A 12,017-nucleotide genomic window follows, 5' to 3' on the forward strand; every position below is an offset into this window, starting at 1 on the left:
ACACGGGCAGGAGACCTGGCGGCTCACCCGCGCCCCACCGCGCCTCACCGCGACGCGTCGCGCCGCTCGTCCGTGGCGGATCGGGTCGACGCCGCAGGCACTGCGGGCGCCCCGCGCGGCTTCGCGGATTCGCGCAGATGGAACACGGGCAAACGCCAGCCGTAATGCAGCGAGGCGAGGCGTAGCAGCACGCATGCGATGGTGGCCACCCACGGCGTCCAGAACGACGACCAGCCAAGGTACGTGAGCCCTACCTGCAACGACGCGCCGAGCAGCGCGGCCGACGCATAGATTTCGCGTTCGAGAATCGCAGGCACGCGCGAAAGCAGAATATCGCGCAGCACGCCGCCGCCCACCGCGCTCACCATGCCGAGCGCAATGGCGGTTTCCGCGCTGTCGGTCCAGATCCACGTTTTCTGCGCGCCGGCCACCGCGAAAAGACCGAGCCCGATCGCATCGAAGAACAGCACCGGGTGGCGCAAGCGCCGCACTTGCGGATAGGCCGCGATGGTCAGCACCGCCGCCAGCAGCGTTACGCCGAGATAAGCCCAGTTCGAGAGCCCCGCGGGCGGAATCGCTCCAATGCAGACGTCGCGCAGGATACCGCCGCCGCAGGCCACCATGAAGGTCACGACGATGATGCCGAACAGGTCGAGGCGGCGCTGCCGCGCGGCCACGGCGCCCGAGATGGCGAAGGCGAACGTGCCGATCAGATCGAGCGCCGTGTATGCCGTGTGAGCGTTCATATGCGCGCTCACGTGCGCGCTCACGTGCGCGCTCAGGTCTGCGTTCACGCGGCGGCCTCGCCGGCATGACCCCGCTCTTTGCAGATCGCTTCGGGCTCGGGCAAAAGTGCGTCGATGGCGGGCGCGGCGGTTTCCGGCAGCCGGGTTTCGATTTGAGAGGACATGGGAGACTCCTTTCGATGCCCGCTCAAATGCAGGCATACATGCTGACGTAATGACGATTCGGGCGTGCGCATACCGGGCTGGAACGGGGGAACCCGGCTACGCCTGCGCCTTGCCGCCGAGCAGGCTGCCCGACAGCTTTTCGAGCAAACGGTCGAGCGTCCTGCGTTCCGTCACGGTGAGCGCCACGGCCAGTTCGGCTTCGAGCTCGGCCCCGGCCTGCGCCGAGTCTCGCGCTATTCTGGCACCCTTGGGCGTCGCACGAATCGCGACGCGGCGGCGGTCCTCGTGATGCGTGTCGCGGCCAATCAATCCACGCGCCTCCAGCTCGGCAAGCGTTTTCGACAGCAGCGTCTTTTCGATCAGCGCCTGTTGCGAGACGGCCTTGGGCGAGATGCCGGGTTCGCCGCAAACGATGCGCAGCACGCGCAGCGCGCGCACGTCGAGGTCCCAGCGCTCGCGGTAAACGGCGTTAGCGCGCTCGCACAGGAGCGCGCTCGTGAGGTCGAGCCGGAAGGTGAGGAAATCGGCGTACGAGGCGGTGGACAAGCGCAAGCTCCCGTTGCGCGGCGGGCTGAACCGGCGATGCTGGGCACTATAGTCAAAGTAGTTGAAAATTTCAACTACCTGGGTCGGCGCAATCCGGTCCGGCTGCCTGCCCGCCGGGCTCCGCGGAGGCCATGTAGGCCATCCCCTCTTCGTCGTAGAGTTCGTAGATGAGGTGGAGCATGCGCGTGACGTCCTCGGACTCGTCGAGCAGCCGCATGCTCATGATGATCAGCGAAACGAGCCTGGGATCGTCCAGTTCCTTGTAGAAGATGTCGTCGCGCTTGAGGCCGTGCACGCTGCTCGGCACGATCGAAATGCCTTCGCCCGCCGCGACGAGTCCGAGCGCGATCTGCAGTTCGCGCGTTTCGTAGATGCGATGTGGCTTGAGCGAGCGGTCGTGAAAGGCGGCCAGCACCTGGTCCGCGTAGCTCGGGCGCGGCGCCTTCGGGAAGATGATGAGCGTTTCGCCGAGGAGGTCGGTAAGCGAGAGCACCGGTTTGGCTTCGATGAGCGGATGCCCCAGCGGCAGCGCCACGATCATGCGCTCCTCGCGCAGCACGACGCGACGGATGCTGGGGTCTTCCAGCCGGAGTCGCCCGAAGCCCACGTCGATGCGGCCTTCCTTGAGCGCCTTGATCTGCTCCATCGTGGTCATTTCGTGCAAGCTCATCTCGACGGCGCGGTTCTCCTGACGAAAGCGGCGGATGATCTTCGGCAGCATGCCGTAGAGCGTCGAGCCGACATAGCCGATAGAAAGATTGCGCTCAATCTGGCCCACGCGCCGCGTCATCGATTCGAGCTCGGCGCTCTGCGCGAGCAACTGGATGGCGTGCGAATAGAAGAAGCGGCCCGTATCGGTAAGCTTGAGCGGTCGCGAATTGCGCTCGAAGAGCTGCACCCCGAGCACCTCTTCGAGCTGCTGGATCTGGCGCGAGAGCGGCGGCTGGGCAATATGCAGGCGCTGGGCGGCACGCGTGAAGTTGCGCTCTTCGGCTACCGCCACGAAGTAGCGCAGGTGTCGCAGTTCGATGTTCATGACGGTGAGATTTCGTCCTGCTTCTCGTCCTGGTATCAGGTCCGGTTCGGAAAAATAGTTTAACTCATTGCTTTATCGACCGAACCTCTCGCCACGCCTGCGGGACCGTGTGGACTCATGCGGACTCGCGCCGCAAATCGCCCTTGAGATCGAAGAGGTCTCGTTCGTGGAGCGCCAAAGCGTCCTCCAGGCGCCCTGCCTGATCGACTAGCTGCCTCGTCGAAACGCGGCATTGTTCGGCGGCCTCATCGCCAAGGCGCTGCAGGCTATGGCGAATCGCCACCTCCATCGCCCCATACAGACGCTCGTAGGCGACACCCACGATCTGACGCAGGTTGCCAGCCTCTCCCGGAGAGTCGATTACGATATCCTCGAACTCCGCGCCATCGGCCAGTTCGATCTGTGCAAGCGAGGCTGTGGGCGCAATCGCGTGATCAGTCAGTTGTTTGTTCGCTTCGCGCGAAAACGTCTGGAGGATCGCTTGCGACAAGCTGTTACGGATCGCGCCCACATCGCGCGTGACCGAATGCTTTTCCAGCAACCCGGGCAGCGCCGGCATCACGCCGCGCCACACGGCGGCGGCAATCGGCTCCCGTTGTCGCTCGATCCATTCGAGTGCGTCCCGCAATGCTACCTTCAAGTCCGCCAGCAAAGGCAGCACCTCATGGTGCAACCTACCCAGCACCTGCTCTTCCAGATGGTGCAGCACGACTTCGGCCACCTTGCGCCGCTTGTAGACCAGCGTGGGCTCGGCGATGGCGAGCAGCGCGGCATAGAGCCTCTCGAACCCAGCCTCGTTCATCGCCGCCGGCGTTTGCCCCTGCTGGCGTGCCATGAGCGCGGAAATCGAAACCGGCGCGCCCAGCAGCGCGGCATCCACGCCCATTGCCAGCAGTTTCTGTTCCGCCCGGGTCTTGATGTCCGCTTCCTGTTCGGCCCGATTCTGCGCGGTCTTGTTGCGCAAGTCTTTACGTATCTCGCCGTCCACCTCGTCTTCCTCGTACAGGTCGCTGCGAGTCACGACCGGCAGCAGCGGCTTGTTCCGATGCAGTTCGCGGCCCAGTTCGTCCAGTTCCTGGACCTGCCCGGGCGAGGTGGAACTGGTCAGCCAGAGCACGCCGTCCGCACTTTCGGTAAAGCGCTGCGTCAGCGCCGCGTTTTCCGGCGTCACCGAATGCAGACCCGGCGTGTCCAGCAGCACGAGCTTTTCGCCCAGACGCACGCCTTGCAGCCGCGCTGTGGTTTCGGTCGCGCCTTTCCTGAAGCGTTTGGGCGTCTCCACGATACGCCCGGCTTCGACGTGGAAATACTCGACAGTCCTGCCGTGCGCCGCGAAACGATCGGCAAGCAAATTGCAGAACGAGCTCTTGCCGGCATTGAATTTGCCGAACACCAGCAGCAAGACTTTGTCGTCGAAGGTATCGGCGAGCGCGTGCACCGCTTCCATGCTGGCCCGTTGTCGCGACCACACCTGCATGGCGTTCCGCACCACGGCGTTGATGGCCCCGGCTTGACGCGCCAGCACGCCCTGCTCCTTGAAACCCGAGCACGTCAGCAGACTGCCATGAAGATCCGCATTCAGCCGCGCGAGCCAATCGTTCAGCGATTGCAGGATTCCTTCGACATCCTTTGCAATGAACTCGAACGAATCGATCTCGTCGATCAAGCGCTGTTCGTGGCTCACGTCGGTTTTCATGCAACCGCCTCCAGCGTTGCCAATGCGGCCAAAGCCTTGTCCAGGGCGGCAATGATCGACTCGATATCCACGATCCGTGTGGCCAGGGTCTGTCTGTCCGCCGACACTTCGAAATACTGGGTGAACTCGCGCTGCATGCGTTGCCGCCCCGATGCTTCGCAGAACATCCTGCGCAAGTCCTTGCGGAACTTCACGGACACGCCCATGACGGCAACCATCACCGAGTTCAGGCTGCGCGCCGCCGTTTGCTGCGCCTGCGGCAGGCCGACGACCCCGTGCCCGGCCAGAAAGGCGTCGATCTCGATGCAGGCACGCGAGTAGACAATCTGGATCTGCGCGCGTTCGAGCTTACCCGCCGTGATCGCATAGGCGTCCCTTGCGGAATCCGGTACGGCGGCATGATCCGTGCCAAGCGCATCGAGCATTGCGCCAATGGTGCCGCCTACCTTTTCGACGACAGCATCGAGACCCTGATCGAAATCCTGCCGTTGCTCTCGCTGTGTCCGGCACAAAGCCTCAAGCGCAGCTTCCCGCCCGGCACGAAGCGCTTGCAGTTCTGCGCGAATCTCGCCGAACAGCAACGCGGTTTCATGCGCACGCGCGTTCGGCACGCTGGCAAGCGCCGCCGCCAGTGCCACGCGTAAATCCGGAATGCCGCTCTTTTCCAGCAGTAATTTCCTGTTGCCTTCCAGCCCCTTGCGATGGCGCGTAGAGGACACGACGTTCAGCGTCAAGCCCGGCACTTGTGCGCCAATGGCGTCGCCCACCTTGGCCAGTTCGACGTCGTCGGCCAACTGGTCGGCCTGCGAAAGCACGAACAAGGTTTGTCGCTGCGTCCGCGCGCTGTCCACGTGCAGCGCTTTCAGCAGCGACAGCTCCCGCGTGTCCAGTTCGCCCTCCTTCGCGGCATGCACGAAAAGGCGGATATCCGACTCCAGCCACGCCGCCTGCAAGGCGTGCCGATCGTCGCCGCTACCGACGTCCGCGTCCAGCCCCGGCGCATCCAGCCAGCGCACGCCCTGGTGCACGCTGCCGGCCAGTTGCATCGTCTCGCGCCTGTCGGCCACGGCGAACGTGTCACGCCCGATCAGTTCGTTGAGCAGACGGCTCTTGCCGTGATTGTATTTGCCGATCACGGTCACCGTAGGTTCGGCGCGACCGGCCAGGGTCTGCAGCCGCGCCAGATCACGGGCGCGGTTCGGCAACATGGAAACGACTTCACGTGCCGCTTCGCTACGCATTTCTTTAGACAAGTCTCGGCTCCTCAACACTCGATCGCGAATCAACCCGTGTCGCCGCCTGCCACCGGCAATACCGACCCGGTGATATAGCCGGCCTCGTCCGACGCGAGGAACAGGATGGGTGCGACCTGTTCGTCGATGCTGCCATAGCGCTTGAAAAAGGTCGATTCGGTGACCTGCTGCACCGCTTCGCCCATCCAGGCCTTCTCCTGCTCGCTGTCGCCGGCCGCATTGCGCGGCACGCGCCGCGGGGGGGCGCTGGTGCCGCCCGGCGCGGTGGCAACCACGCGAATATTGTGCTCCGCGTATTCCATCGCCAGCGACTGCGTGAGCGCATTGACGCCGCCCTTGGCCGCCGAGTACGGCACGCGACGAATGCCGCGCGTGGCGTTCGACGAAATATTGACGATGGTTCCGCCCCCGCGCGCCAGCAGATGCGGCAGCACGGCATGGCACGTGTAAAGCGTGGGCATCAGCGAACGGCGGATTTCGGCGTCGATCTGGGCCGGCTCGAACGCCGCAAAGGGACGCATGCGTATCGCCCCGCCCACGCCGTTGATCAGGATATCGATACCGCCGAATCGCTGCACGGCGAACGCCATCGCCGCTGCCGCGCCTTCGTAGGTTTCGAGGTCGGCAACGAAACTCGCCGCATTCGCCGCCGTATCCGCCGCCGTTTCCATGCTTCCCGCCTCGGCCGCCACTTCGGAGACGAAATCGGCGCGATCGACCAGCAGCACTCTGGCGCCTTCCGCCGCCGCGCGCAGCGCCACGCCGCGACCGATGCCCTGGGCCGCGCCGGTGACGACCATGACCTTGCCTGAGAATCGTTGCATGGTCATGCCGCCTTCGGTGCAACGTTGGGGGTGAACTTCTCGTAGTGGAAGCTGTTGGGCTTCACGCCTTCGTCGTCGAAATGCTTGCGCACGGCGTCGACCATGGGCGGCGGCCCGCACAGATAAACGTCGACGTCGCCGTCGTTCAGGGCATCGGCCGGAATGTGCTGCGTCACCCAGCCCTTGCGCGGATGGCTCGAAGCCGCGTCGGCCACCACGGTGGCGTAGCTGAAACCCGGCAGCTTCGCCATGTACGCCTCGATCGCCTCGACCTGCACGAGATCGAGGTCGCGCGTCACGCCGTAGATCAGATGCACCTTCTGCTGCGAGCCGTCGCGCGCCAGCACCTCGAGCATCGAAAGGAACGGGGCAAGCCCCGTGCCGCCCGCGAGAAACAGCAGCGGCCGCTGCACGTCGCGCAGATAGAAACTGCCGAGCGGCCCGGTCAGATCGAGCTTGTCGCCCGGCTGCGCCGATTCGAGCCAGCCGCTCATCACGCCACCAGGAATCTTCTTGATCAGAAAGCTGACCCGCGATTCGCCCGGCGCAGAAGAGAAGGAATACGAACGATGCTGGCCGCTGCCCGGTACGTCGATATTGACGTACTGACCCGGCAGAAAGACCGGCGCATTCGCCTTCACATCCAGTTCGAGCACGATGGCCGCGTCGTTGTGCGGCTCGACTTTCGCCACGCTCGCGCCGAACTTGCTCTGTCCGGTCTTGCACACGGCGGAAGCCGCCGGCACGGCAATCACGCAGTCGCTCTGCGGCACCATCTGGCACGTCAGCACGAGGCCGCTGTCCTTCTCGTCCTCGGTCAACGCGTCTTCGATATAGTCGTCGCCCAGGTCGTAACGCCCGCTTTCGGCGCGGCACTTGCAGGTGCCGCACACGCCGTCGGAGCAATCCATCGGCAAATTGATCCGGGCACGAAATGCGGCGTCGAGAACCTTCTCGCCTGCCTTGCATTCGATGAAACGCGTTACGCCGTCCTCGAAGTTCAGCGCAATCTTGTAACTGGACATGGAACCTCCTCCAACTCCCTTCAGGGATATAACGTTCGACGTCAAACGTGATAGACGTCGAGTACCTGCCGGATATAGTCGTTCTTCAGCACGATCTTCTTGCAGGCAATCAGCAAATCGTCGCCGGCCCGGCGCAACGTGACGAACATCGTTCCGAAGAAGTGATCGTTCGTCCGGTAGCGGTGGCTGAGCGTATGGAAGTTGTAGCGCACATCCACTTCGTCGCCGCGTTCGGCCAGCACTTCCACGTTCGTGACGTTGTGGCTCGTGCGCGGCTCGGGCGTCGACGCGCCGCTGCGCTCGGTCTTGATGCGAAAAACGCGATCTTCCAGCCCGCCCCGGTCGGGGTAGTACATCAGCGAGATCTGGCTCTCGTGATCGTCGGTCAACTGGTCGTCGTCGTCCCATGCCGGCATCCAGTACGTGACGTCCTGGGCGTAGCAGGCCAGCCATTCGTCCCACTGGCGATCGTCGAGCAGGCGCGCTTCGCGGTACAGCGCCGCGCAGATGGTTGGATAATCGAAGCTCATGCCACCACCTCCTCGCGGTCCTTCTTCAGCGCCTCGCGCATCGTGCGCACCCAGTATTCGTGCTGGCACACGAAGAGCCCTTCGTCCTCGCTGCGCTCGCCCGAAATGAGCGGCTTGAGGCCCATCTTCTGCGCGTTGGCGTCCGCGCCTTCCACCCACAACGGCGCGCCGCGCGACAGATCGTTCCACATCGCCGTGATGCCGGCATAACCGGACTGGCAGGCGCGGAACTCTTCCAGGTCGTCGGCAGTGCCCATGCCCGAAACGTTGAAGAAGTCCTCGTACTGGCGCACGCGAATCGCGCGATCGTCGGCACTCTCGCCCTTCGGGGCGAAGCAGAAGATGGTGACTTCGGTCTTGTCCACGCTGATCGGCCGCACCACGCGAATCTGCGTGCTGAACTGATCCATCAGGAACACGTTCGGATACACACAGAGGTTGCGCGTCTGGTTGACGATGAAATCCGCCTTCACTTCGCCCACGCGAGCCCGAATTTCGTCGCGCTGCCGATACACCGGACGCACCTCCGGATTCATCGTTTGCGTCCACAACAGAATGTGCCCGTGGTCGAAACCGTAGACGCCCGCCACCGACTTGCTCCAACTGTTCGCGTCCACGGCCTGCGTGCCGTCTTCCTTGCGCCGGCCCATCGTCGCGGCGTAATTCCAGTGCACGGTACTGACGTGGTAGCCGTCGCAGCCGTTCTCCATCTGCATCTTCCAGTTGCCGTCATACACGTACGAGGAGTTGCCGCGCAGCACTTCCAGCCCGTTCGGCGCCTGGTCGACGATCTGGTCGATGATCACCCGCGCTTCGCCCAGGTAGTCTTCCAGCGGCGCGGCGTCCGCATTGAGACAGCCGAACAGAAAGCCGCGATAGTTCTCGAAGCGGGCGACCTTTTTCAGGTCGTGCGAGCCATGCGTGTTGAACTGCACGGGATACTCGGTCGTATTCTCGTCCTTCACCTTGAGCAGCTTGCCGGTGTTGGAGAAGGTCCAGCCGTGGAACGGGCAGGTGAAGCTGCCCTTGTTGCCGTGCTTGCGCCGGCACAACATCGCCCCCTTGTGCGCGCAAGCATTGATGACCGCGTGCAGCTCGCCGTTCTTGTCGCGCGTGATGACCACCGGCTGGCGACCGATCCACGTGGTGTAGTAGTCGTTGTTGTTCGGAATCTGGCTTTCGTGCGCCAGGTACACCCAGTTGCTCTCGAAGATGTGTTTCATCTCCAGTTCGAACAAATCGGTGTTGGTGAAGATATCGCGACGGCAACGGAATACACCGGCCTCTTTGTCGTCCTGCACCGCCGTGGCGAGCAGATGATCGAGTTCGTTGGCTTGGTCGTGAATGACGGACATGGTTCCTCTCCCTATGCGCGCACCGGCCCCTGCAGGCATGGCCTGCATCGGTGTCGAACGGGTCTTGGGGGATTTGACAGGCGGCGGTGCGACCCCGCACCGCCGCCGTGTCGGACTGTTACGCCGTGGCTTCGGCGCGCAGGCGATGGACGATCTGGTTGTCCTTGCCCTGGACCAGCGGCGTCAGGGCGAAGTTGAATTCGATGTCCTTATAGATGTCGCCCTTGAGGCCCAGCGCCGCGCCACCCGTCTTCTCGGTAACGGGCGGAATCAGTTCCTCGCGGGTGGCGTAGGCGAAGTCGTCCCAAATCAGTGGATCGCCTTCGATGTTGAACTGCGTGGTCAGCTTGCGGTGATCGTCGCTCGTCACGAAGAAGTGCACGTGCGCCGGACGGTTGCCGTGGCGGGCGATCTCGTTCAGCAGCCGCTGGGTCGAGCCCTGCGGGGGGCAGCCGTAGCCCACCGGCATGAGCGTGCGGAACTCGTACTTGCCGTTCGCGTCGGTCTTGACTGCGCCGCGCAGGTTGAAATCGCTTTGCGCGCCGGTCGGGTCGAAGTGCGAATAAAAGCCCTTCGAATTGGCGTGCCAGCATTCCACCACGGCGCCGGCAACGGGCTTGCCGTCCGTGCCGGTGACCGTGCCGTGAATCACGAGCGGGCCGGCATCGGCGTCGGGATTAATGTCGATCTTCGCTACGCCGTCGCGCACCGTGGCACCGGCCACATAGAGCGGGCCTTCGATCGTGCGCGGCGTGCCGCCGTCGAGACCGGCCGCCTTGTCCGCGGCGTCCATGCGAATGTCGAGGTACTTTTCCAGACCGAGGCCGGCGGCGAGCAGCGCCGCTTCCCCGTCCTGGCCGAGCTTGTTCAGATAGTTCACACCGGCCCAGACTTCGTCGGGCGTGATGTCGAGGTCATCGATCGCCTTGAACAGATCGTTCAGCAGGCGATTGAGAATCTGCTTGAAGCGTGCGTTGCCATCCTTGCCGTCGACGTTGGTCGCGGCCTTCAGCAGGTCCTGCACTTCCTGGGTGTCGAATACTTTGGCGTTCATGATTACTGTCTCCACATAGTTCTCGGGGGAAAAACGACTCGGGACGCACTTGCTCCCGAAAGCACACGGCTCTCGGGTTCAAACGTCGTCGTCACGAATCGACGACGGATGACGACACAGCGGCGTCACCAAAATCTTCATGTACGGGAACAGCGGCAAACCCGTCAGGATGTCGTGCAGTTCGGCGTTGCTCTCCACGTCGAAAATGCTGTAGTTGGCGTACTCGCCCGCGAGGCGCCAGATATGGCGCCACTTGCCGCTCTTTTGCAGCGCCTGCGAATAGGCCTTCTCGCGCACCTTGATCTCGTCTGCGGCATCCGCGGAGAGGTCGTTCGGGAGATGCACATCCATTCGTACGTGGTAAAGCATCGTCAACTTCCTTTTTTTGTTGCCGGTATTACCGGGTAACCTTGATGAGCCCGTCGCGGGTGAAACGCTTGACCCGGGCTTCGTCCAGTTCGATGCCGAGACCCGGCCCGTTCGGCACGGTCAGTTCGAAGTCGCGGTAATCCAGCGGGCGGGTCAGGATCTGTTCGGTAATCAGTAGCGGTCCGAACAATTCGGTGCCCCACTGCAGGTTGGCGAAACTGGCGAACAGATGCGCCGAGGCAATCGTGCTGAACGCGCCTTCGAGCATCGTGCCGCCATAGAGTTCGATACCTGCCGCATCGGCAATCGCGGCCACGCGCTGCGCGGCAAAAAGCCCGCCGTTTTGTTCGATCTTGATCGCGAACACGTCGGCGCCGTGGTTCTTCGCAATCTCGAAGGCGCTTTCCGGGCCCTGCAGGATTTCGTCGGCCATCAGCGCGACCGGGAAGCGGCCTGTCAGTCGCGCCAGCGCCGCCGCGGAGGCCACCGGCTGTTCGACCAGTTCGCAGCCGGCCTCGGCCAGCGCCGGAATGGCCCATGCTGCCTGCGTCTCGCTCCAGGCCATGTTGACGTCCACGCGCACCGCGGCGCGCTCGCCAACCGCCTTCTTGATTTCGGCAACGTGGCGAATGTCGGTCTTGAGTTCCTTCGCGCCGATCTTCAGCTTGAAGACGTTGTGCCGCCGCGCTTCGAGCATCGCTTCGGCTTCGGCGATGTCTTGGGACGTGTCGCCCGAAGCCAGCGTCCAGGCCACCGGCAGACGCTCGCGGCGGCGCCCGCCCAGCAATTCGCTCACCGGCACGCCAAGGCGCTTGCCTTGCGCGTCGAGCAGCGCGGTTTCGAGCGCGCTCTTCGCGAAGTGGTTGACCTTTACGAGCTTGCCGAGGTGCGCCATCAACGCCTGGATACGGGTGGCGTCCTCGCCGATCATGGCCGGCGCGAAGTAGGCGTCGATCGCGAGCTTCATCGATTCGGGGCTTTCCGGACCGTAGGCGAGACCTGCGATCGTGGTGCCCTCGCCGATGCCGACGACGCCATCGCTGCAATACACCTTCACGAGCATCAGGGTTTGCCCATGCATCGTGGCGACCGAAAGCTTGTGGGGGCGGATCGTCGGCAGATCGACGAGACAGGTTTCGATACGTTCAATCGTCACTGAAGTCATGGCGGAAACTGCGTGTGTGAAGTTCATGGAGTGGTTTTATACGCGCCGGCCTTGACAGCGTCCAATACTTTTGCTAGCTGCTTTTAATACCTTAAAGGTATGCTATGACCGGCATGTATGAAGAAACCCCACGTCACCATACTTTTTCGGACTTGCACGCCGCCGTGAGATGGCCGAGCGCCCGCCTGCCGGAAAATCTGCACCAAACCCGAAAAAAGACCGAAAATACGCAGACAACCGCAATCAACAACCG

General features: G+C 63.3%; 12 protein-coding genes. All 12 read right to left on the minus strand.

What is annotated here, in order from left to right; translation table 11 throughout:
• Positions 1 to 44 precede the first annotated feature (44 nt).
• The 12 genes from WJ542_RS29985 to WJ542_RS30040 all read right to left on the minus strand — a co-directional run bounded on the left by WJ542_RS29985 (position 45) and on the right by WJ542_RS30040 (position 11,764).
• Positions 45 to 746: a trimeric intracellular cation channel family protein gene (locus WJ542_RS29985; RefSeq protein ID WP_411193559.1), complete on the minus strand. Its 702-nt coding sequence runs from the start codon at positions 744 to 746 to the stop codon at positions 45 to 47.
• Positions 747 to 1,007: 261 nt separating this feature from the next.
• Positions 1,008 to 1,457 carry a MarR family winged helix-turn-helix transcriptional regulator gene (locus WJ542_RS29990; protein WP_411193168.1) on the minus strand — a complete coding sequence of 150 codons (450 nt, stop codon included), beginning with the start codon at positions 1,455 to 1,457 and terminating at the stop codon, positions 1,008 to 1,010.
• Positions 1,458 to 1,527: 70 nt separating this feature from the next.
• On the minus strand, positions 1,528 to 2,487 hold the full coding sequence (locus tag WJ542_RS29995) for a LysR family transcriptional regulator (protein ID WP_411193561.1): 960 nt from the start codon (positions 2,485 to 2,487) through the stop codon (positions 1,528 to 1,530).
• 121 nt (positions 2,488 to 2,608) lie between these two features.
• The gene (locus tag WJ542_RS30000) at positions 2,609 to 4,189 is read right to left on the minus strand and encodes a dynamin family protein (protein WP_411193169.1); all 1,581 of its coding nucleotides are present in this window, start codon (positions 4,187 to 4,189) and stop codon (positions 2,609 to 2,611) included.
• Positions 4,186 to 5,442, minus strand: coding sequence for a GTPase (locus WJ542_RS30005; protein ID WP_411193170.1), 1,257 nt, complete (start codon positions 5,440 to 5,442; stop codon positions 4,186 to 4,188). Before WJ542_RS30005 ends, WJ542_RS30000 begins: the two co-directional genes overlap by 4 nt.
• 29 nt (positions 5,443 to 5,471) lie before the next feature.
• A complete protein-coding gene (gene benD, locus WJ542_RS30010; RefSeq protein ID WP_411193171.1) occupies positions 5,472 to 6,272 on the minus strand; it encodes a benzoate diol dehydrogenase BenD in 801 nt (266 codons plus the stop codon).
• Positions 6,269 to 7,291: a benzoate 1,2-dioxygenase electron transfer component BenC gene (benC, locus tag WJ542_RS30015; protein ID WP_411193172.1), complete on the minus strand. Its 1,023-nt coding sequence runs from the start codon at positions 7,289 to 7,291 to the stop codon at positions 6,269 to 6,271. Before benC ends, benD begins: the two co-directional genes overlap by 4 nt.
• 41 nt (positions 7,292 to 7,332) lie before the next feature.
• Positions 7,333 to 7,821 carry a benzoate 1,2-dioxygenase small subunit gene (benB, locus tag WJ542_RS30020; RefSeq protein ID WP_411193173.1) on the minus strand — a complete coding sequence of 163 codons (489 nt, stop codon included), beginning with the start codon at positions 7,819 to 7,821 and terminating at the stop codon, positions 7,333 to 7,335.
• The gene (locus WJ542_RS30025; RefSeq protein WP_411193174.1) at positions 7,818 to 9,176 is read right to left on the minus strand and encodes a Rieske 2Fe-2S domain-containing protein; all 1,359 of its coding nucleotides are present in this window, start codon (positions 9,174 to 9,176) and stop codon (positions 7,818 to 7,820) included. The genes benB and WJ542_RS30025 overlap by 4 nt, the downstream gene beginning before the upstream one ends.
• 118 nt (positions 9,177 to 9,294) lie before the next feature.
• Entirely contained in the window at positions 9,295 to 10,230 is a 936-nt protein-coding gene (catA, locus tag WJ542_RS30030) for a catechol 1,2-dioxygenase (protein ID WP_411193175.1), read from the minus strand.
• Positions 10,231 to 10,308: 78 nt separating this feature from the next.
• The gene (gene catC / locus WJ542_RS30035) at positions 10,309 to 10,599 is read right to left on the minus strand and encodes a muconolactone Delta-isomerase (protein WP_411193176.1); all 291 of its coding nucleotides are present in this window, start codon (positions 10,597 to 10,599) and stop codon (positions 10,309 to 10,311) included.
• A 28-nt stretch (positions 10,600 to 10,627) separates the two neighbouring features.
• Positions 10,628 to 11,764, minus strand: coding sequence for a muconate/chloromuconate family cycloisomerase (locus tag WJ542_RS30040; RefSeq protein ID WP_411193177.1), 1,137 nt, complete (start codon positions 11,762 to 11,764; stop codon positions 10,628 to 10,630).
• Between the last annotated feature and the right edge of the window lie 253 nt (positions 11,765 to 12,017).

It is taken from the genome of Paraburkholderia yinzeri (genome assembly GCF_046581065.1).
Lineage (GTDB): Bacteria > Pseudomonadota > Gammaproteobacteria > Burkholderiales > Burkholderiaceae > Paraburkholderia.